The organism is Leucobacter sp. HNU (assembly GCF_047946755.1).
Lineage (GTDB): Bacteria > Actinomycetota > Actinomycetes > Actinomycetales > Microbacteriaceae > Leucobacter.
In genome coordinates, this window is the sequence record NZ_CP178837.1 from 2821877 (window position 1) to 2842439 (window position 20563).

Below are 20563 nucleotides of genomic sequence, written 5' to 3' on the forward strand. Positions count from 1 at the left end.
CACTACGCCCCGATTCCGCCGAAGGCGAGGCGGGCGGCGATCACGAGCATGGTCACGGCGACCACGCCGTCGAGGATCCGCCACGACTTCGGCGTCGCGAAGAATCGGGTGAGCGCGCGGGCGCCGTAGCCGATCAGCGCGAACCACACGATGCTCGCGAGCGCACCGCCCGCGACGAACCACCACTTGCCCGGGTCGCCCTGCGCGTTGCCGATCGAACCCATGAGCACCATCGTGTCGAGGTAGACGTGCGGGTTCAGCCAGGTGATCGCGAGGCAGGCGAGCACCGTGCGTCGCAGTGAGCCGCCGCTGCCCTCCCCCGCCACGAGCACCTCGGGCCTGCGGGCGCGCTGGAACGCGGTCCAGGCGTACCAGACCAGGAACAGCACGCCGCCCCAGCGCACGATCTCGAGCACGAGCGGCGCGCGCTCGATCACGAAGCCGATCCCGGCGACGCCCGCGAGCTCGAGCACGGCGTCGGTGAGCCCGCAGATGAGCACCACGGGCAGCACGTGCTCGCGACGGATCCCCTGGCGCAGCACGAACGCGTTCTGCGCGCCGATGGCCATGATGAGCGAGAGGCCGCTGCCGATGCCGACGAGGAAGGGAAGGATCATGGAGTCGACGCTAGGGCCGCGGCACGCTCCACCGCCACTTGAGCATGCCTCATGATTCTCATGCTGCGTCAGTTCTGCTTAAGATGCGAGTATGGACCTCCCCGTCGAGCACCTGCGCACCTTCGCCGCGATCGTCGACGAGGGCAGCCTCGAGGGCGCGGCGCGGCAGCTGCACGTCACCCCCTCGGCCATCAGCCAGCGGCTCAGCGGCATGGAACGCCGCACCGGCTCCGTGCTGCTGCAGCGCACGCGGCCCATCGCCGTGACCGAGGCCGGCGCCGCGGTGCTGCGCGCCGCGCGCCAGCTGGAGCGCATCGTCGACGACGTCGCGCGCGAGCTCTCGGGAGGCCCGAGCGGCGGCACCGCGATCCCGCTCGTGGTGAACGCCGACTCGCTCGCGACCTGGGTGGTGCCCGCGCTCGCCCGGGCGGCGCGCGAGACCGACGCGCGCTTCGAAGTGCTGCGCGCCGACGAGACCGTCTCGACCGAGCTGCTGCGCCGCGGCGCGGCGATGGCGGGCCTCACCTCGACCAGGGAGGCGGTGCCCGGGTGCAGCTCGACGCGCGTGGTCGTGGACCGCTACCTCGCCGTGGCCGAGCCCGGCTTCGCGGCGGAGCACTTCGCGGGCGGCATCACCGCGGAGGCCCTCCGCAGCGCACCGCACGTCGAGTTCGACCGGCACGACGTGTTCCAGCAGCGCTTCATCCGTCGGCACACCCGTGCGCCCATCAGCCCGCCCCGGCACTTCATCCCGTCGTCGGCCGAGTTCCTGCAGGCCATCGAGCTCGGCATGGGATGGGGCATGGTGCCGGAGCTGCAGTGCCGGGACGCGCTCGCCGACGGGCGCGTGGTCGAGCTGGATCCCGGTCGACCGGTCACGCTGCCCCTCTACTGGCAGCGGTGGAACCTGCGCTCGCCGGTGCTCGACCGGCTGAGCGCGATCCTCGCCGAAGAAGCCTCGGCGGCGCTCGGAGCGCTCGGCACGGGCACGACGACCGGCGCAGCCGGTGCCGCAGGGCCGGTCCGCACCGCCCGATAGCCTGATCCCATGGTCGGGGTGCTCGAGGGATTCGCGCTGATCCTCGGCGTCATCGGCATCGGGTACCTGGCAGGCCGCCTCGGGGTCGTGCGCGGCGATCAGCGGCTCACGCTCAACCGGGTCGCGTTCTTCGTCGCGACGCCCGCACTCATGTTCACAGTGCTCCACCGGAGCGACATCTCGGTGCTGCGCTCCCCCGTGATCCTCGTCACGACCGTCGCGGCCCTCGTCGTCGCGGCGTCCTTCATCGTGATCTCGCGCGTCTGGTTCCCGCGCGACCTCGCCACGACCACGCTCGCCGCCGCGGGCTCCGGCTACGTCAACTCCAACAACCTCGGCCTCCCGGTCGCCGTCTACATCCTCGGCGACGCCGCCTACGTGGCCCCGCTCATCATCGTGCAGCTCGCGCTCTACGCGCCCGTGGTCCTCTCGATCCTCGATTCGACGCGCACGGGTCGCGCGCCGGGATCGGGCGTTCGCGGGGTGCTGCGCGCCGTCGGCCGCGCGTTCACCAACCCGATCATCATCGCCTGCCTCGCGGGCGTCCTCTGCGCGCTGTTCGCCGTGCCCGTGCCGAAGCTCGTGCTTGCGCCGCTCGAGATGATCGGCGGCGCGGCGATCCCGATGGTGCTGCTGAGCTTCGGCATCTCGCTGCACGGGCAGCGGGCGCTGCAGCCCGGCACGGGCGTGCGGCTCGTACTGGTCTCGACCGCGCTCAAGGTGGTCGCGATGCCGCTCGTCGCCTGGGGGCTCGGCACCGCGATCGGCCTCGCACCGCATCAGCTGTTCGTCGCGACGGTCATCGCGGCGCTGCCGACCGCGCAGAACGTCTACAACTACGCGGCCACCTACGGCCGGGCCGAGACGATCGTGCGCGACATCGTGTTCGTCACGACGTTCGCGTCCCTGCCCGTCATCGCGCTGATCGCCTGGCTGCTCGGCGACCCTACGCCATGACGAAGCCGGTGATCAGGTATGCGATGAAGGTGAGCGCCCCCGCGAGGCCCGCGTAGGGCAGGATCGCCGTCATCAGGTTGACGGGCTTCACGCCGACCGAGCGGGACGCGAGGATGATGCCGTCGCCGTACAGGCAGGTGGTCGAGCCGAAGGCCGCACCCGAGAACACCGCCGCGCCCGCGAGGATCGGATCCACGCCCATCGCGATGGCGAGCGGCAGCACGATCGGGGTGATGACCGCCGCGAGGTCCCAGAACGAGCCCGTGGCGTAGGCGTAGATGCCGCAGACGAGGAACACGATCGCGGGGAGCAGCGCGCCCGTCATGAGCGGCTGCGTGACCTCGATCACCCAGTCGACGAGCTTCAGGTCCATGTTCATGTGCTGCACCATGAAGGCGAGCACCGACAGCACCATCACGAACATCATGCTCGCGATGCCCTCGAACGCCTGGTCGAGCACCTTGCGGAACGTGAGGCGGCGCTGGATCAGGGCGATGACGATCGCGACGACGAGCGCCGCGGCCGATCCCTTGACGATGTCGATGCCGCTCGCGATGGTGACGGCGACGAGCGTCGCGATGGGGATCAGGAACGCGAACGGCAGCGGACGGCTGGGGGCTTCGCCCTGCATGCCGGCCTGCTCGAAGGCGCGCTCCTCGTCGGTGGTGTTGGCGGGGAGGGTGTCGCCGGTCTCTCGCGCCCGGCGCACGTCGGCGCGCAGGGTCCCGATCGCGGGCAGCACGCCCAGGGCGAGCAGCAGGCCGACGATGAGCGCGATCCAGCCGAAGAACACGAACGGCAGGCCCTGGATGTAGGCGCCCATGCCGCTGCCGCCGACGGTCACGCCGTCCTTCTCGAGCAGCGCGGCGAAGAACACGGCCCAGGTCGAGAACGGGATGAGCACCGCGATCGGCGCCGAAGTCATCTTGATGATGCTGCCGAGCATGGTGCGCGGTACCCCGTAGCGGTCGGTGACCGATTTCATGGAGGTACCGACCGTGAGGGCGTTCAGGTAGTCGTCGATGAACAGCACGATGGTGAGCAGCCAGGTCGCGACGAGCGAGCGGCGGCGCGAGTTCACGAACCGCTCGGCCCACAGCGCGAAGTCGCGCACGGCGCCGGAGGCGTTGAACACGGCGATGAGCATGCCGAAGAGCGCGACGACGAGCAGCAGCCACTGCACGGTCTCATCGTTCATCGAGGTGCCGAAGTAGCCGATCCACGAATCGACGAAGCCGAAGCCGCTGAGCAGCAGCGCTCCGACGACCGTGCCGCAGAAGAGCGCGAGGAGGGTGCGCCGGGTGAGAACCGACACGATGAGGATCGTGACGATCGGGAGGAGGGCGAGGGCGGTGTTCTGCATCTGGGGGGTGTTCCGTTCGGGCTACTCGGCGCGCGCGGCCGAGATCGGGGCGTCGTCGCGGACGCCGGCGAGGTAGGTGGCGGCGACGGGAAGATGGAGGATGTCGTCGCCCGGCACGAGCGCCGGGTCCTCCTCCCAGACCGCGAGGTCGGCGTGGGCGCCCTCGCGGATCACGCCGAGGTCGTCGTCGCCCTGCGCGAGGGCGGCGCCGCGGGTGTAGCCGTGCAGCGCCTCGAGCGCGGTGAGGCGCTCCTCGGGCTCGTAGACGTGCGCATCGCGGTCGCCGGGGGTGCGGCGCAGCATCGCCCACGCGAGGCCGACGCGGGCGTCGAGCTCGGCGATGGGCCAGTCGGATCCCAGCGCGAGGGGCGCGCCGGCGCGCAGCACCGATCCCGCGTTCCAGGCCTGCTTCGCACGCTCCGGGCCGAGGCGCTCCGACCACGCGTCGCTGCCGTCGGGGATCCTCCACTGCATGTGCATGAGCTGCATCGACGCGGTAACGCCGGTCGTGGCGAGGCGCGCGATGTCGCGCGGATCGAGGCACTCGAGGTGCTCGATCCGGTGGGTCGGCCGACCGGCGGCACGCAGGCCGGCCGCCTCGTAGGCCGAGATCGTCTCGCCCACGGCGCGATCGCCGATCGCGTGGGTCGCGATCTGGAACCCGGCGGCGGTGAACTCGGCGACCGTGCGCACGAAGGCATCGTGATCCGCCCAGAACGGCGTCGTTCCCTCGCCGTGCGTGTCGGGCGCGTAGAGCCAGCCGGTGCCCGAGTCGATGACGCCGTCGGCGTAGAGCTTGATCATGCCGCCGCGCCAGCGGTCGCCGCCGCGGTCGCGCTGGGCCATGAGCCGGGCCCGCTCCTCGGCGTCCGCGGCGGGCTTCACGTCGACGGCGCTCACGATGCGCACCGGCAGGCCGGATCCGGTCGTGTCGAGCGCTTCGAGCAGGTCGAGGGTGCCGGTGTTGCCGTCCATGATCGCGCCGCCGGTGAGCCCCGATCGGCGCATGAACGCCAGGGTGCGCCGCGCGGTGTCGAGCGTCTCCTCGCGGCTCGGCTTCGGGATCACGGCCAGCACGTCGGCGTAGGCGCTCTCCTCGCGCAGCTCGCCCGTCGGCCGCCCGTCCGCGTCGACCACGATCTCGGAGGTGTCGTCGAAGGTGCGGGCCCCCGTGATGCCGGCGGCGGCGAGGCCGGCGGAGTTGACGAGCGCGGTGTGCACGTCGAAGAAGTAGAGCAGCGCGGGCACGTCGCCGAGCGCCTCGTCGATGGTCGAGGCGGCGATGCGCGCGCCCTCGAAGGCCGCGTAGTCCAGGTTCCAGGCGCGCACCCAGCCGCCGACGGTCTCGCGCCGCACGCGCGCGGCCTCCTCGCGCAGCCGGTCGAGCACGGTCCGCAGATCGGTGAGGCCGCCGAGGTCGACGCCCTGCACGATCTCGACGCCCTGGATCGGGTGCAGGTGCGCGTCGATGAGACCCGGCGTGACGGTGCGCCCGGCCGCGTCGTCGACGCGGGTCGCCGCGCCGCGGAAGGCGTCGCGCACCGCGTCGGCGTCCCCGACGCCGAGGATCCGGCCGTCCGCGATCGCGATGGAGCGCACGGCCCCGTCGGGCTCGCCCGGCAGCATGGTGCGCACGCGCGCACCCTCGATGATGATGTCAGCGGTCCTCGTCGACACGTCTCTCCTCGCCCGTCGTCGCGTGAGCGGCGTCGCGGTCCGCGTCGCCGGGATTAATTTACGGTGATTCAATTAATTGCGCAAGCGGCGGTCGAGCGGAGCGCGGATCGGATCTGGGAGGATCGAGAGCATGAGCGAATCGGAGGGCCCCGCGCGTCGCGTCGGACGACCGCGCACCGCCGTGCTCTCGCACGATCGGATCCTGGAGGCCGCGTTCGAGCTGGCCGACGCCAACGGGCCCGAGTTCTCCCTCGCCTCCCTCGCCCGCAGACTCGGCGTGCAGCCCTCCGCCCTGCACCACTACTTCCCCAGCAAAGCCGCGCTCATCGCCGCCATGCGCGGCCAGATCACCCTGCGCCTCGGCACCCACGGCTTCGACGAGCAGCCCTGGTACGAGGCGATCCTGCCCTGGGCGCGCGCCTCGATCGACGCCTTCGGCCGCCACCCGGGCCTCATCGCCGCCCTCGCCACCCTGCCGATCGACGGCGAGCCCGAGTCCATCGCGGACTACGAGCGGATCGTCGCCGCGTTCGAACGCGACGGCTACCCGTCCGACCTGATCGTCCCCGCGCTCGTCGCCCTGGAGTCCTTCATCATCGGATCGGCGCTCGACGGCCTCACGCCGCCCGACAACCTGCGCCCCGTGCACGAACCCGAACGCGCCCCGGTGCTGCTGCGCACCGAGGCGGCGGCGCGCGCGGCGGCCTCCGCCGCAGGGATCACCCCCGCGCAGCGCACCTTCGAGTTCGGACTCCGCGCGCTCGTGGCGGGCCTCCGCGCCGCCGGCGAGGCGGAGGGCCGGCCCGGAGATGCGGCCCCGGACCCCGCGCCGCTGCGGGAGCCCTCGGGGTAACCCGCCGTCACAGACGGGAATAGCGCGCCGGAATGAGGTGTTCTGTTCTTCCGGCGCCGACGAAGCCGCGCCCCGGACCCGGGCGATGCGCTCCTCGCGTCGCGCGCGACCCGACCGCAAGATCCCGCTTGGAGACCCCATGACCCCGCGCACCGCAGAGACCAGCGCCCCCGTGCTCGACACCATCGCCGAGCGGTGGAGCCCCCGATCCTTCGTCGCCGACCACGCGCTCCCCGAAGGCGCGCTGCGCGGCGCCCTCGAGGCCGCGCGCTGGGCGCCGAGCGCCAGCAACACGCAGCCGTGGCGCTTCATCGTCGCCCGCCGCGGCAGCGAGAGCTACGAGAAGATCCGCGAGAACCTGATGGGTTTCAACCAGGCCTGGGCCGGATCCGCCTCGGCGCTGATCGTGAACATCGCCGAGACCGTGACCGCCGAGGGCGACGAGCGCCCCTGGGCCGTCTACGATCTCGGCCAGGCCGTGGCGCACTTCGCCGTGCAGGCGCACAGCGAAGGCCTCTACGTGCACCAGATGGGCGGCTTCGACCGCGACGGGATCCGCGCCGCGTTCGACCTGCCCGAGCGCCTGCAGCCGATCTCCGTCGCCGCGGTCGGACAGCTCGCCGATCCCGAGCAGCTGCCGGAGCCGCTGCGCGAGCGCGAGGTCGCCCCGCGTCAGCGCATCGAGCTCGACGAGCTCGTGATCCGCAACGACTGATCGCGCGCCCGTGGACGGGGTCGTACCGGCTTCGCCGGTGCGGCCCCGTTGTCCGTCCCGCGGGTTCCGCGCTTCGTCAGTCGTCGGTGTCGGCGGTGAAGACGTCGTCCCCGTCGCTGAGCCGCAGCGCGGTGATGAGCTCGCTCGCGTGCGAGGTCGACAGGATCACCCGGGCGAAATCGTCGTACTCGGCGACCCAGCCCGGCTCGGTCTCTGCGCCGCTCGGGGCGTCGAGGTCGATCACGATCGCCGGACGCCCGCTGCGCGCCACGACGAAGTCGCGGCCGCCCAGGCTGCGCCAGGTGCCGAGGGCCAGACGCCGCGGCAGGTGCGCACCGAACGCGCGGACTCCGCGCAGCCACACCCACGGGTCGTCGGTGATGACCGCGGAGGTGATGGCCTCGCGGCTGATCACCACGTCGCGCCGGCGCAGCGCCAGCGCCTGCTCGGACGCCGTGAGCCGGACGACCACGCGGTCCGGGTGCACCTCGATTCTCGCCATGGCTTCGAGTCTGCCCCGGATTTCGCCCGAAGGCCAGGGGCGCGCAGCGCAGCGCGAGAACCGCGACCGCCGGGCGGCTAGACGCCGGGCAGCTCCAGGTGGAGGGTCGGGTACGGGCGGCCGTCTGCGTCGAGCTCGCTGCGACCCGTCTGCACGAAGCCTCGACTGAGGTAGAAGCCGTGCGCGCCGACGTTCTGCTCGTTCACGTCGACCCGCTCGACGCCCTGCTCGGCGACCACGTGCGCGAGCAGCGCGCTGCCGACGCCCGTGCCGCGGGCCGCGTCGTCGACGAAGAGCATCTCGAGGCTGCCGTCCAGCGTGCCGGCGAAGCCGATCGGGCGGCCGTCCCGCTCGGCGACCGTCAGCGCGACGGCCGGGAAGTAGCCGGGCGCGAGCGCCCGTTCGATCCGGGCGAAGTCGTCCTCGGCGAGGAAGTCGTGGGTCGCGCGGACCGCGCTGCGCCAGATCCCGACGAGCGCCGGGTACTCGGCGGGTCCGCGGCCGGGACGGATCTCGAGGGGGAGGGGCGTATCGGGCACCGGACGATCCTCGCGGGGATCGGGGTCCGCGTCAAGCCCGGACCGGAGCCGCGGAGCGGCTCAGTCGAGCATGTCGCTCTGGTCGATGACGGACTCGACCGTCTCGATCAGCGCGCGCTTGAGCTCCGAGCGCTCGTGCGCCGGATTGTGCAGCAGACCCGCGGCGATCGCCTCGGGGTGGGTGTGCGGACCGACGCAGGCCACGATCGTGTCCTCCGGCAGGTTCGGGAACTGCTCCGCCACCTCGCGGGCGATCTTCGCCGACGCGACCAGCAGCGCGTTGATGCGCCCCGACTCGACGTCCTCGCGCGTGTGCACGGATGCCGGAATGCCGATGGTGCGGAACGCCACCACCTGGGTGACGTCGTGGCCGCGGCCGATGAGCCCCTCGGTCAGCACCGGCTTGGCGACATCGGAGCGGAGGGTGAGCACGCGGAGCACGTCGCCCTCGTCGATCTCGGGCCACACCTCGAGCAGGCCGGCGGTGGTGTTGTTCTCCTCGCTCGGCGTACGGCTCACCTGGTAGCCGGCGTGCTCGAACGCGGCTGCCGTCGCCTCGCCGACCACGGCGACGCGAGTGCTCGCGGGGATCACGGTGTGGTGGTAGGCCAGCACGTCGACCACGGTCGAGCTGGTCGCGGTGATCCAGTCGTAGTGCCCGGCCTCGAGCAGCTTCAGCGCCTCGACGAGCTTCTCTTCCTCGCTCGTGTGAGCGAAGTCCACGAGCGGAGCGACCACGGGGCTCGCACCCTGCTCACGGAGCGCGCGCGCGACCAGGTCTCCCCAGGTTCCGCCGCGGGGGACGAGGACTCGGAGTCCGCTGAGCGGTTTCGCATCAGACGTCATACGCTCCACTCACTCCGAACAACCCTTCTGGCCCCCTCCCGAAGCCGGCCCCGAAAGACCGACCGCGCGCCCCTATTCTTACCCCGGCTCGACCGGAAGGCAAAACCGAGCACTTCCGGGCCCCGAACGAAACGCAAACGTGATCCAGGGCGGTTGACTGCGCCGCGACCCGGCGGCTACCTTACGCGGACCGGAGTCAGCGGAGCGACTTCGAGATCGCTTTGGCCACGCCCCACACCGCGAGGCCGGCCACGGCAGCCGCCGCCGCAACGCCCGCGACGAATACGAGCGGCCGTTCCCGGCGCTCCTCCGCGATGCGGACCTTGGCCCGCTCGGCCGCGTCGTCGATGCGCTGCGCGTAGTCGAGGCGGTCGCGCAACTGAGCGAGCGTCGCGTAGAGCTCCTCGCGTGCGACCGCGGTCTCCTCGACTCCCGGATGCTGCTTGTCGGTCATCGCCAGTTCCCTTCCTCGCCGGGCTTCGGCATCGACGGAGCCCGCGGCGCACGGTCGGCCTGCGGCGCTGCGGACGCATTGAATCGGACCTCGCCCATGGCGCCGAGATCCTCCTCGACCCGGCCGATCGCGTCCTCGGGCACGGGAATGCCCCGCTTGATGAGCGCGATGCCGGCGAAGATCGCGGCCGCGGCCAGCAGGACCAGGCCAACGCCGACGACGAGCGCCGAGAGCCAGACCGGCCAGACCGTCGCGATGCCCGCGATCGCCGCTGCGACGAACGCCGCAATCGCCCAGAAGAGGAAGAAGAGCGCGACGACGATCGCGAGCGCGCCGATGCCGCCCCGCTTCGCCTTCTGCGCGATCTCGCGCTTCGCGTTCTCGTACTCGAGCCTCGCCAGCGTGACGACCTGCTGGGGCAGCTTGGCCAGCAGTTCGAAGGTGCCGGCCTGATCGCTCCGGCGGCCCATCACTCGCCCTGCCCCGAGGTGCCGCGCTTCGCGCCCTTCACCGCTCCGCTCTTCGAGCTGGTGCTCTTCGACGCGGCGCCCTTCGCGGTCGAGCTCTTCGCCGTCGAGCCCTTCGCCTCGGTGGAGCCGGACTTCTTCGGCGCAGTCGAGGCCTTGGCCGGCGAAGCCGCCGCTGCCGTGGCCGGCTCGGACGCCGGACGCGACTGCGCGCCGCCGGCGGCGGCCCGGCCGACACTGCTGAACACGTCCGCCACGACGCGGCGGGCGAAGAGCTTCGCCTCTTCCGCGCGCTCGTCGACGGCGCCGCGCACCATCTCGACGCCGCGCTGCACCGGGGGCGTGTTCCACACGGTCTGGGCCCCGCGCTTGATCTGCTCGTAGCGTTCGCGCCCGGCGCGAGTGCCGAGTACGTATCCCACGGCAGCTCCGAGGACGAATGCGATCTTGCCCTTCACGATTTCCTCCAGACTTCGGTGCCGGCGCACCGGGTCACTGGCTCAGCCTAGCGCCGAATCGCGCGGAGCCATATTCCGATTTCGAGATATGGCGGCCAATACCCGGTTCGATCCGATCGATCCGCCCCGCCGGATGGGCCTCAGTCGGAGATGCCCGTCAGCCGGCGACGCAGCACGGTCGCTTCTCGGTGCGCTTCGGAGAAGGCGCGGCCGAGATCGCCGTCGATCAGCCGGGCTCCGACAGCGATCCGCTCGGACTCCTGCGCGCGCCAGGTCGTGAGCTCCGCGTCCGCTCGATCCCGTTCGGCGACCGTCGCGAACGCCGCGGGGGCGCTGCGCACCCGCCACTCGGCTCCCGCTGCCCGTTCGAGCCCGGCGCTCGCGAGCACCGCGTCCAGCTGGCGGAGGACGTCGGCCGGATCCGCGCCCGCGCCCTCGCCCTCGAGTCCGCGCCGGGGACCCGCGACCTGCGCCGTCCACCCGCTCACGCGCTCGGGGTCGGCTGCGAGACGCACCGACCAGGGAGCCCCCTCGAACTCGACCAGCAGCAGACCGATGGCCTTCCCCGCCACCGAATCGAGCTCCCCCGCGAAGGGATCCTGAATGCCGATCTCGGCATGCAGTCGCTCCGCCGAGGCCTGGGGCATCGCGAGGTGCGAGGCCCCCGCCTGATCCTCGATCCGGAACCCGGGGTCCGAGTCGGCGGTGAGCAGCTCCGACCCCTGGCCCCAGCCCCTTCGGTCGCCGGCGTCGATCACCAGGCCGCGAGCGTGCGTCACCGCTCCGCTCGCACGCTCGATCTCCCAGCCCGTGTCGCGCTCTCGAGCGACCACGGCCGGGTCGTCGGACAGGATGACGGCGTAGAGCGAGAGCCGCTCGAGCACCGCGGCCCGGGCGGCGAGCCATCCCCCTCGGGGCGCGGTCGCGGTTTCACGTGCAACATTCCGATCGGCGTATGCGAGCGCTGCTCCGGTGAGGGAGCCCGCACGGGTGAGCAGCTCGTTCAGCCCGGGAGCGGCGATCGCCGCATCGACCGCGTCGGCGCGCACGCCGTAGCGCTCGACGACCGCGGGTTCCACGAGCCGCGACAGCGCCGCAGCGCCGACGCGGGTACGCACGAGCTTGCCGAACGACCGGGTCTTGCCGACGGTCAGCACCGGGGTCACCCGATCGAGCCAGGCCCGGAGCGCGCCTCCGACCCCGAGCAGTCGCTGCACCTCCCGAGCGAGCGGCTGCGCCGGGATCCCGAGCACCTCGGGTTCCGCCTGCGGCGCCCAGGCTCCGCCGGGGGTGCGCAGCATCGGTGCGGTCCTCGGCGCGGAGACCGGCTCGGCTCCGGCGAAGCCGGAGTGCTCGGTCGAGACGGGTGCGGCGATGCGGGCGAGGGCCGCTGCGATCGCGCCGTCGGGGTCGCGCTCCGGGCGATCGGGCCAGACATCGTCCGGCGAGACCACGAGCTCGACCGCGAGCCCCACCTCGGCGAGGTCGAGCGCGGCGAGCACCGCGCTCGGACCGGATCCGGTGACGATCACGTCAGGCACGGGGAGCTCCTTCGTCGGGATTCGAGCGGGCGGGATCCGACGCCTCGGGAGCGGTCGGCGCCGCGGAGGCGTCGGCCGGTGCCGCAGGTGCCGCGAGCGCATCCGGGACGGCGGGCGCGGGGACGGGCGCGGCCGCCGCGAGCTGCGGATCGATCGGTCGACGCTCGATCACGTAGTCGATCCGCGTGCGCGGACGACCGGCCCGGCGGCAGGACCGGTCGGCGAGCCAGGCGTAGACGGCCAGGACCACGGCCTGCGGGATGAGCGCGATCGGCCCCGCTCCCGAGACCTCCTGCCCGGTGGTTCCGCCGAAGCCGCCGAGCATGAATCCGAACGCGGCGATGTTGTTGACGACGTGCAGGCTGATGCCGGCTTCGAGTCCGCCCGTGCGCCAGGTGAGCCAGCCGGCGGTCAGGCCGATCATCCCGACCGCGAGCAGGCCCCAGATGTCGTAGATGTGCATCGACGCGAACACGACGCTGGACCCGACGATCGCAAACGCGGGATGCCGCAGCCACGACCCGATGATCTGCATGAGCGCACCGCGGAACACGAGCTCCTCCGCCGCGCACTGCACGGGCACGAGCACGACGATGAGGAGCGCCGACCACAGGATCGCCGCCGGGTCGAGCCCCTTCGCGGGCACCATCGACGCGAGCTCGCCCGTGCCGGCGAACTCCAGCGCCAGGCCGAGCAGGTTCTGCGCGGCGACCACCGCGAACGCGAGGATCAGGGTGCGCCCGATGAGTCCCCAGCGGATCCGCAGCTCGACCGACCAGGCGCGTCCGAACGGGCCGAGGCCCAGGCTCTTCATGCTCACCCAGACCACGGGGATCATGAGGATCACCGTGGTCAGCGCGAGCAGCATCGACAGCGGATTCTGCGTGTCCGGGATCAGGAAGCGCTCCATCTCCTGCTGGGAGGGAGGCTGTCGGGCCCCTGCGCGGCGAGCGCGATCCCGAGCCCCAGACCGATCAGGATCTGCAGGCTGAAGTAGATCGCACCGCCGAGCAGGAGCGCGACGAGCGGCTTCCACCAGCTGAATCGGGGAACGCCCCGCAGCAGCCGATGGAACGGGAGCGGCTCCGTCGGGATCCAGCGCTCCTCGAATCGCTGCGCCCAGGCCCAGGAGGGTTGCTGCGGCGCCCGATCCTGCTGGGGAAGGGCGGGATCCGTGGCGCTCATGGTGTGCTCCTTATGCGCCGCGCAGTCGCTCGGCGAGGTAGGCGTGCAGCTCGGCGCGCGGAACGCGCGTCTGCTGCATGGTGTCGCGCTCGCGCACGGTCACCGCGTCGTCGTCGAGCGAGTCGAAATCGACCGTGACGCAGAACGGCGTGCCGATCTCGTCCTGGCGACGGTAGCGGCGGCCGATGGCACCCGAGTCGTCGAACTCGATGTTCCAGTCGTCGCGCAGGTCCGCGGCGATCTGGCGTGCGAGCGGCGAGAGCTTCTCGTTGCGGCTCAGCGGCAGCACGGCGGCCTTGACCGGCGCGAGGCGCGGATCGAGCGCCAGCAGGGTGCGGGTGTCGGTGCCGCCCTTGGCGTTCGGCACCTCCTCTTCGCGGTAGGAGTCGACGAGGAAGGCCATGAGCGAGCGGGTGAGGCCCGCCGCGGGCTCGATCACGTACGGGGTCCAGCGCTCGTTCTTCGTCTGGTCGAAGTAGGAGAGGTCCTTGCCCGAGTGCTTCGAGTGGGTCGACAGGTCGAAGTCGGTGCGGTTGGCGATGCCCTCGAGCTCGCCCCACTCGCCGCCGGTGAAGCCGAAGCGGTACTCGATGTCGGCGGTGCGCTTCGAGTAGTGGGAGAGCTTCTCCTTCGGGTGCTCGTAGAAGCGCAGGTTCTCGGGATCGATGCCGAGGCCGACGTACCACGCCATGCGCTCGTTCATCCAGTATTCCTGCCAGTCCTCGTCGGTGCCCGGCTCGACGAAGAACTCCATCTCCATCTGCTCGAACTCGCGGGTGCGGAAGATGAAGTTGCCCGGCGTGATCTCGTTGCGGAAGCTCTTGCCGATCTGACCGATGCCGAACGGGGGCTTCATGCGCGCCGACTGCAGCACGTTCGCGAAGTTCACGAAGATGCCCTGCGCCGTCTCGGGGCGCAGGTAGTGCATGCCGGCCTCGTCGTCGACCGGGCCGAGGTAGGTCTTGAGCAGGCCCGAGAAGGCGCGGGGCTCGGTCCACTGGCCGCGGGTGCCGCAGTTGGTGCACACGATCTCGGCGAGGCCGCCCTCGGGCGCGCGGCCCTTCTTCTCTTTGAACTCCTCGATGAGGTGGTCCTCGCGGTAGCGCTTGTGGCACTGGAGGCACTCCACGAGCGGGTCGCTGAAGACCTCGACGTGGCCCGAGGCCTCCCAGACCTGCTTGGGGAGGATGACGCTGGAGTCGATGCCGACGACGTCGTCGCGCTTCTGCACCATGGCCTTCCACCACTGGCGCTTGATGTTCTCCTTCAGCGCGGTGCCGAGGGGGCCGTAGTCCCATGCCGAACGGGAGCCGCCGTAGATCTCACCCGCCTGGAACACGAAGCCGCGGTGGCGGGCGAGCGAGATGACCTTATCGAGGCGGGACTGTTCAGCCATGTGTGGAATCACTCCAAGGGGCAAGCGGGGATCTTGGGCACGTGCGCGCTCACGCGGGGCGCAACGGTTCCAGTCTAGTGCCGCGGCCGGACGCTACCCTGATGCGATGGGAAACCCTGCACCGGAGCCGGAATCGCCCGGACTCGCCCCCGCACCGCGCGCATCGCTGCCATCCTCGGTCACGCTGCTGCTCGGCCTCGCCGCGGGTGTCGTCGTGCTCGCCGGGCTCGCCTTCGCGAGCGAGCTCTTCGGCCCGCTCGCCCTCGCCGCCGTCATCGTGATCATCTGCCACCCCCTGCGCGGACCGCTCGAGCGCTGGGGCTGGCCGCGCTGGGCCGCGACCACCGCGGTCATCGCCGTCGCGTGGGCCGTGCTGCTCGCGATGGCGCTCCTGCTCGCCTTCGCCGGGATCGAGTTCTCCAAGCTCGTCGTCGCCTATGCCGAGAAGCTGTACAGCACCACCGACGAGGTGATCGCCTGGCTCGCGACCTTCGGGCTCGACCAGCAGGCCTCGTCGGCGCTCTCGTCGATCATGACCCCGTCCGCCCTGCTCGGCTTCGCGACCTCCATCGGCAGCAGCACCCTCAGCGTCATCACCGCGCTCTTCTTCATCTTCGCGTACGTCATCTTCATGTCGGCCGACGCGTCCCGCTACCGCCGGGCGACGACGCAGTTCGGTTCGAGCGCGAGGCCGGCGATGGCCCGCTTCGCGCACTTCAACGACTCGGTGCGCCGGTACTACGTCGTCAACGCCGTGTTCGGGCTGGTGGTCGCCGTGGTCGACGGGCTCGCGCTCTGGGCCATGGGCGTTCCCGGCGCGCTCGTCTGGGCGATCCTCGCGTTCGTCACGAACTTCGTGCCGAACATCGGCTTCGTGCTGGGGCTCGTGCCCCCGGCGCTGCTCGCCCTCGTGGTCGGCGGGTGGCCGCTGATGCTCGGCGTGATCGCCGTCTACTGCGTCGCGAACGTGGTGCTGCAGGTGCTGATCCAGCCGAAGTTCGTCAGCGACGCGGTCAACCTGAGCCTGACGCTGAGCTTCTTCTCGGTGCTGTTCTGGACCTTCGTCATCGGACCGCTCGGCGCGATCCTCTCGATCCCGCTCACGCTGCTCGTGCGCGCGCTCGTGCTCGAGCGGGACCCGAACGCGCGCTGGATCCGCTGGCTCTCGGGCGATACCTCGGTGTCGGAGCGCGGCGCCCCGCTTCCGCCTCCGTCCACCTAGAGCGCGGACGAGGGCCGGGACGCATCGCGTCCCGGCCCTCGTCCGGTGTCGATCGCTCGCGCGGGGATCCGCTCAGGCGAACCGCAGGATCGAGCTCGGGCGCCCATCCAGGTACGCGCTCGCGACCACCGTCTGGTTGCCCGCGTACCCGCTGTGGATCGCCTTCCCGTTGCCGATGTACATCGCGACGTGGCGGCCCTCCCAGACCATGACGTCGCCGGGCTTCAGCGAGGAGACGCGCTTCCCGCCGACGCCCGCGTACTCGCCGGCACGAGTGCCCAGGTCGCCGACGCGGGTGCCGCTGGCGCGGAGCGCGCGCTCGATGAGGGCCGTGCAGTCCTGTCGCGCGCCCAGCTGGGCGTACGCGCTGCGCACCATCGCCGTGGGACGGTCGAACTGGACCGTGTAGGAGGCGCGCGTCGAAGTCGCAGAAGAGGCGTAGGTGCCATCTCCCCAGGAGGCGCGGTAGATCACGGTGACCCGCTTGCCGGCCATGCCCGGCGTCACGTTGAGCTTCATGCCGCCGCCGTAGCGCTTGCCGTTGAGGTACCAGGTGTAGGAGCTCTTGACCGCGAGGCCCGCTGGCTTCTTCAGGGTCGCCGCAGCGGTCAGGCTCCTTCCGGGCTTCGCCCAGCCGCTCACTCGCATGTTGGCGACGGCCGTCGCGGTCTGCTTGACCACCTTGGCGGTCGCGGCGGACTTCGCCGTCTCGAGGGTACCGGCGACGTACGCGCCGCTCTCCGCCCAGCCGAGGCTCGCGCTGGCGGTGATCCGCTTCTGGAAGTCGGCGGGCTTCACGGTGTACGCGGCGCCGGTCGCGATCTGCTTGCCGTCGGCGTACCAGGTGTAGCCGGTGGCCTTCGGGGCGACACCGGTCGGCGCGGTCACGCCCGATGCCGCCGCGGTCAGCTTCTTGCCGATCACGGCCGCACCGGAGATCTTCACCACGGCGGAGGCCGTCGCGGTCTGCTTCACGGGCACACCCGTCGCCGACACGGCCGAGGCGCTGCCCGCGGCGAAGGCGTCGGTCGCGGGCCAGGCCACGTCCGCCGATGCGGTAATGGTCTTGCCGAGGTCCTCGGTGCGCACGGTGTACTGTGCTCCCGTCGCGACCTCGGTGCCGTCCACGAGCCAGGCGAGGGTCGTCGCGGGGGTCACGCCCTCCGGCGCGACGGTGCGGTCATGGGCTTCGAGCACGCTGCCGACGACGGCCACCCGCGCGTCCGTCTGCTTCGCCGCGTCGAGGATCCGGACCGATGCGGTGACCGCGGCCTCTCCGGGCGCCGGCTGCGGCGTCTCGGGGACGGGCACCGGCTCGGGAGCGGGAGTCTCGGCGGAGGGGGTCTCGGCGGGAGCCGGAGCCGGAGCGACCGGCTGCTCGGCCGGCGCGGGGGCCTCGGGCTGCGGTACCTGCTGAGGCTGCGGCGCCTCGGCGGAGACGGCGGGCGATGGGTTCTGCGGGGCCTCGTCTGCGAACGCGCCCGTCGCGGGGGCGAACACGAGTGCTCCGACGCACAGAGCCACGACCGTCTTCTGGAACCGCAAACAACCCTCATAACCTTGACAACAGGGACCGGCCCTCGCGGGCCGCGGATCATGCTAGGCACAAGATGTGCGATCCCGCCAGTCGGGCCACCACAAGATGCGGGACTCGCCCGTGCGAGATCCGCTCCAGCACAGGGATCTCCGGCCGTTATGGTTCTGTGATCTTTTTTCCGAAGCCGGGCTATGAACTCGCTGAACGCGCAGTATCCGGCTCCGGTTCCCGCAGACGCTCAACCACCCAGGACCAGGTTCTCGGCCCGCTCCCCGGCCTGCATCCGGGCGATCTGGCGGCGGATCAGATCCACCACGCGCGGGAGCATCGCCGTCGAGTCGCCCCCGGCGTGCGGGGTGATGAGCGTGTTCGCGCAGGACCACAGCGGGTGGTCCTCCGGAAGGGGCTCGGGGTCCGTCACGTCGAGCGCGGCACGCAGGCGCCCGGACTCGAGTTCGCGCACCAGGGCGTCGGTGTCGACGACCCGCCCGCGGGCGACGTTCACGAGCAGTGCGCCGTCGGGCATGGCGGCGAGCGCCGCCGCGTCGATGAGGCCCGTCGTCTCGGGCGTGAGCGGCACCGCGAGTATCACGACCTCGGCCTCGGCGAGGCTCTCGGCGAGGCGGTCGAAGCCGCGCACCTCGACCGGGTTCCCCGAGAGGTCCCGATCCTGCCTGGCCGTGCGGGCGAGGCGGGTGACGTGCGCCTCGAAACCGGCGAGCCGGGCATCGATGGCCTTGCCGACGCCGCCGTAGCCGACGATCAGCACGCGGCGGTCGGCGACGCTCGGGAAGGTGCGCAGGTCCCACCTGCGCGCGTCGCTGTCGCGCACGAACTCGGGGATCCCGCGCTGCGCCGCGAGCAGCAGTGCGAGGGCGAGCTCGGCGGTGGACGCCTCGTGCACGGTCGCGGCGTTCGCGAGCGGGATCCCTGCGGGCAGGTGCGCATCGACGCCGTTGTAGCCGATCGACTGCCACTGCACGAGTCCGACGCTCGTGCCGGAGAGGCGCTCGAGCAGCTCGGCCCCGCCCCAGTAGGGCGGCACGACGATGTCGAGACGGTCCCGGGGCGCAGGCCCGTCGAGCTCCCAGGCGACCCATTCGACGCCGGGGATCTCGCCGAGCTCTTCGAGCAGGCCCTCGTCGGGCAGGGAGACGACCAGATCACGCATGCTTCTCACCCTATGGGGAGGTCGGTCTCAGGGTGCGCTGCGGTACGCCGCGACCCGGGCTTCGATGCCCGCGATCAGCAGGTCGAGGCCGCGGTCGAAGACGAGCCGATTGCGCGCGGCCCCGGACGGGTGGCCGGGGATCAGCTCGGCGAGCTTGCCCGTGGCGCCCTCGACCCCGAGCACGTTGTCGGGCGAGAGCGCGTCGAGCGCCGCACCGAAGGAGAACGCATCGACGACTTCGATCGTGGTCAGGATCTCCCGATCGGGCAGGCCCGCCTCGGCGAGGGCGTCGGCGAGGGTGCTGTAGACCCGCAGCACATCGGGCTCGTCGACGACGACGGTCATCATGTGCTGCAGGACCCGCGGGTGCGCGGCGTACATGCGCCAGGTGCGCTCGACCTCGCCGCGGATGCGCTGCCGCCAGTCGCCGGCCGCGGGCCCCGCCTGGACGTATTCGGCGACGAGCACCTGCCGCATCGCGTGGATGACGCCGTCCCGGCCCGAGACGTGGTGGTAGAGGGACGAGACGCTGACTCCGAGGCGGCGCGCGAGCGGGACGAGCTGCAGCTCGTTGCCCGATTCGACGTAGTCGATCGCGGCTCGGCCGATGATCTCGCGGCTGAGGATCGCGGTGCGGGGTCTCGCCACGTCGTACCTCCTCCGGCGTCTGCTTGACAGATCCTTTCACACGGGGGAGCATGTCCTCGCTAATCGAAACAGTTTCGGTTAGTCCTCCACGACTCGGCAGAGCCGCCGAAGAAGAGAGTCACCGTGAGCTCCTCCGCCACCGCCGAACCGCGCCTCCCCCTGACCCTCAGGAACGGGAGCGCGACCTTTCTCATCGCACTCGCGAGCCTGATGATGGCGAATCTCGCCCCCTTCGTGATCTCCGCGCTCCAGGGGCTCGGCTTCGACGTCATCACGAGCGGCAACATCCTCACCTGGGCGCTCTTCGCCTCGGCCGTCGTCGGCCTCGCCACCTCCCGCCTCGCCGCCGGCCGGCACCGCCGCAGGCTGGCCGTCGCGGGACTCGCCCTCGCCGCGATCGCGTTCGGAGTCGCAGCCGTCCTGCCGACGCCGACCGCGGTCGTCTCCGGCCTCATCGTCGGCGGCGCCGGCGTGGGCGCCGCCATCTCGACCTCGGGCGCGGCCATCGCGGCACTCCGCAATCCGAACCGGGTCTCGGCGGCGAGCGGTCTCGTCAACCGGGTACTCGTCACGATCATCCTCGCCGTGATCCCGATCATCGGGATCGCCCAGGCCAGCGTCTTCGGCGCCCTCGCCCTCATCTCCGTCGTCGCGCTCGCGCTGGCCGCCTGGCTGCCCGACGCCCCCGAGCACGCCGAGCCGGTCGACGTCACCGCCTCGCTCCGGATCGCCGAGCCCCGGCGCATCACCATCGCCGGCCTCGCGATCCTCCTCATCTTCGCGGTCTGGGGCACCAGCGAGGACGCGATCTGGACCATGGCCCCCGTGCTCGGCGGCGCCGTCGGCGTCGACGAGCAGGCGATGGGCTTCACGCTGAGTCTCGCCGCGGCCGGCGGCATCGCGGGCATGCTCCTGGTCACGGTGCTCGGCGACCGCATCGGCCGGGCCGTCCCCCTCGTGATCGCTCTGGCGATCGGCGGCGCGCTCAAGATCTGGCTCGGCTTCGCGGAGGACCCCGCCCTGCTGTCGGGGCTCATCATCGCCATCAACTCGATCTACTCGTTCGCGTTCTCCCTCTTCATCGCGACCGCCGCGGGCCTCGACGCGCGCGGCCGCTGGTCCGGCCCCATCATCGGCGCCTACCTCGTGGGATCGAGCTTCGCCCCGCTCATCGGCGGCGCGCTGATCGAAACCATCGGCACCCCGGCGTTCGCCCTCATCATGGGAGCGGTGAGCCTCATCGCGATCGTGCCGACGGCGATGGTCGCGCGGGTCTCCGTGGGCGCCGAACGCGCACTGATCCGATCCCGCGCCGCGCAGATCCCCGCACCCGCGACGGCCTGAACCGCTCTCGCACAGCCCGTCCGCCTCCTCCG

The 20563-nt window shown here is 71.6% G+C and carries 22 protein-coding genes; 6 read left to right on the forward strand and 16 right to left on the reverse strand.

Going from position 1 to position 20563, the window contains the following annotated elements:
* Positions 1-2 precede the first annotated feature (2 nt).
* Entirely contained in the window at positions 3-617 is a 615-nt protein-coding gene (locus AB3K78_RS13750; protein WP_416444137.1) for a LysE/ArgO family amino acid transporter, read from the reverse strand.
* A 91-nt stretch (positions 618-708) separates the two neighbouring features.
* On the opposite strand from AB3K78_RS13750, the gene AB3K78_RS13755 reads away from it, so the two are divergent.
* Positions 709-1656: a LysR family transcriptional regulator ArgP gene (locus tag AB3K78_RS13755; RefSeq protein ID WP_416444139.1), complete on the forward strand. Its 948-nt coding sequence runs from the start codon at positions 709-711 to the stop codon at positions 1654-1656.
* 9 nt (positions 1657-1665) lie between these two features.
* On the forward strand, positions 1666-2613 hold the full coding sequence (locus tag AB3K78_RS13760; RefSeq protein ID WP_416444141.1) for an AEC family transporter: 948 nt from the start codon (positions 1666-1668) through the stop codon (positions 2611-2613).
* On the opposite strand, the gene AB3K78_RS13765 is transcribed toward AB3K78_RS13760, so the two are convergent.
* Entirely contained in the window at positions 2603-3976 is a 1374-nt protein-coding gene (locus tag AB3K78_RS13765; protein ID WP_416444143.1) for a TRAP transporter large permease subunit, read from the reverse strand. The genes AB3K78_RS13760 and AB3K78_RS13765 overlap by 11 nt on opposite strands.
* A 21-nt stretch (positions 3977-3997) precedes the next feature.
* Positions 3998-5653, reverse strand: a complete 1656-nt coding sequence (locus AB3K78_RS13770) for an amidohydrolase (RefSeq protein ID WP_416444145.1) — start codon at positions 5651-5653, stop codon at positions 3998-4000.
* 130 nt (positions 5654-5783) lie between these two features.
* On the opposite strand from AB3K78_RS13770, the gene AB3K78_RS13775 reads away from it, so the two are divergent.
* Together AB3K78_RS13775 and AB3K78_RS13780 are read left to right on the forward strand one after the other, a co-directional pair.
* Positions 5784-6506: a TetR/AcrR family transcriptional regulator gene (locus AB3K78_RS13775; RefSeq protein WP_416444147.1), complete on the forward strand. Its 723-nt coding sequence runs from the start codon at positions 5784-5786 to the stop codon at positions 6504-6506.
* Positions 6507-6645: 139 nt separating this feature from the next.
* The gene (locus AB3K78_RS13780; protein ID WP_416444149.1) at positions 6646-7221 is read left to right on the forward strand and encodes a nitroreductase family protein; all 576 of its coding nucleotides are present in this window, start codon (positions 6646-6648) and stop codon (positions 7219-7221) included.
* Between the two features lie 76 nt (positions 7222-7297).
* Here AB3K78_RS13780 and AB3K78_RS13785 read toward each other — a convergent pair whose 3' ends face one another.
* The 10 genes from AB3K78_RS13785 to AB3K78_RS13830 form a co-directional block, all read right to left on the reverse strand.
* Positions 7298-7723, reverse strand: coding sequence for a hypothetical protein (locus AB3K78_RS13785; RefSeq protein ID WP_416444151.1), 426 nt, complete (start codon positions 7721-7723; stop codon positions 7298-7300).
* A gap of 77 nt (positions 7724-7800) precedes the next feature.
* The gene (locus tag AB3K78_RS13790; RefSeq protein WP_416444153.1) at positions 7801-8262 is read right to left on the reverse strand and encodes a GNAT family N-acetyltransferase; all 462 of its coding nucleotides are present in this window, start codon (positions 8260-8262) and stop codon (positions 7801-7803) included.
* Between the two features lie 60 nt (positions 8263-8322).
* Entirely contained in the window at positions 8323-9108 is a 786-nt protein-coding gene (locus AB3K78_RS13795) for a uroporphyrinogen-III synthase (protein ID WP_046455163.1), read from the reverse strand.
* 196 nt (positions 9109-9304) lie between these two features.
* Positions 9305-9562 carry a hypothetical protein gene (locus AB3K78_RS13800; RefSeq protein WP_416444155.1) on the reverse strand — a complete coding sequence of 86 codons (258 nt, stop codon included), beginning with the start codon at positions 9560-9562 and terminating at the stop codon, positions 9305-9307.
* Entirely contained in the window at positions 9559-10032 is a 474-nt protein-coding gene (locus tag AB3K78_RS13805) for a phage holin family protein (protein ID WP_416444157.1), read from the reverse strand. The genes AB3K78_RS13800 and AB3K78_RS13805 overlap by 4 nt, the downstream gene beginning before the upstream one ends.
* Positions 10032-10487 (reverse strand): YtxH domain-containing protein, encoded by a 456-nt coding sequence (locus AB3K78_RS13810; RefSeq protein ID WP_416444159.1) that lies wholly within the window; start codon positions 10485-10487, stop codon positions 10032-10034. The genes AB3K78_RS13805 and AB3K78_RS13810 overlap by 1 nt, the downstream gene beginning before the upstream one ends.
* A gap of 140 nt (positions 10488-10627) precedes the next feature.
* On the reverse strand, positions 10628-12028 hold the full coding sequence (locus AB3K78_RS13815; RefSeq protein WP_416444161.1) for a hypothetical protein: 1401 nt from the start codon (positions 12026-12028) through the stop codon (positions 10628-10630).
* Complete coding sequence (locus AB3K78_RS13820; RefSeq protein WP_416444163.1) at positions 12021-12938, reverse strand: CPBP family intramembrane glutamic endopeptidase; 918 nt, start codon at positions 12936-12938, stop codon at positions 12021-12023. The genes AB3K78_RS13815 and AB3K78_RS13820 overlap by 8 nt, the downstream gene beginning before the upstream one ends.
* Entirely contained in the window at positions 12923-13213 is a 291-nt protein-coding gene (locus AB3K78_RS13825; protein WP_416444164.1) for a hypothetical protein, read from the reverse strand. Before AB3K78_RS13825 ends, AB3K78_RS13820 begins: the two co-directional genes overlap by 16 nt.
* Before the next feature lie 10 nt (positions 13214-13223).
* A complete protein-coding gene (locus AB3K78_RS13830; protein WP_416444166.1) occupies positions 13224-14609 on the reverse strand; it encodes a glycine--tRNA ligase in 1386 nt (461 codons plus the stop codon).
* A 106-nt stretch (positions 14610-14715) separates the two neighbouring features.
* Here AB3K78_RS13830 and AB3K78_RS13835 point away from each other — a divergent pair, with 106 nt between their 5' ends.
* The gene (locus AB3K78_RS13835; protein WP_416444168.1) at positions 14716-15831 is read left to right on the forward strand and encodes an AI-2E family transporter; all 1116 of its coding nucleotides are present in this window, start codon (positions 14716-14718) and stop codon (positions 15829-15831) included.
* 72 nt (positions 15832-15903) lie between these two features.
* Here AB3K78_RS13835 and AB3K78_RS13840 read toward each other — a convergent pair whose 3' ends face one another.
* The 3 genes from AB3K78_RS13840 to AB3K78_RS13850 all read right to left on the reverse strand — a co-directional run bounded on the left by AB3K78_RS13840 (position 15904) and on the right by AB3K78_RS13850 (position 19187).
* Positions 15904-17355 (reverse strand): NlpC/P60 family protein, encoded by a 1452-nt coding sequence (locus tag AB3K78_RS13840; protein WP_416444170.1) that lies wholly within the window; start codon positions 17353-17355, stop codon positions 15904-15906.
* Between the two features lie 251 nt (positions 17356-17606).
* Complete coding sequence (locus AB3K78_RS13845; RefSeq protein ID WP_416444172.1) at positions 17607-18539, reverse strand: 2-hydroxyacid dehydrogenase; 933 nt, start codon at positions 18537-18539, stop codon at positions 17607-17609.
* Between the two features lie 27 nt (positions 18540-18566).
* Positions 18567-19187 carry a TetR/AcrR family transcriptional regulator gene (locus AB3K78_RS13850; RefSeq protein ID WP_416444174.1) on the reverse strand — a complete coding sequence of 207 codons (621 nt, stop codon included), beginning with the start codon at positions 19185-19187 and terminating at the stop codon, positions 18567-18569.
* A gap of 123 nt (positions 19188-19310) precedes the next feature.
* Between AB3K78_RS13850 and AB3K78_RS13855 the strand changes: the two genes are divergently transcribed.
* Positions 19311-20531, forward strand: a complete 1221-nt coding sequence (locus AB3K78_RS13855; protein WP_416444176.1) for an MFS transporter — start codon at positions 19311-19313, stop codon at positions 20529-20531.
* Positions 20532-20563 lie beyond the last annotated feature (32 nt).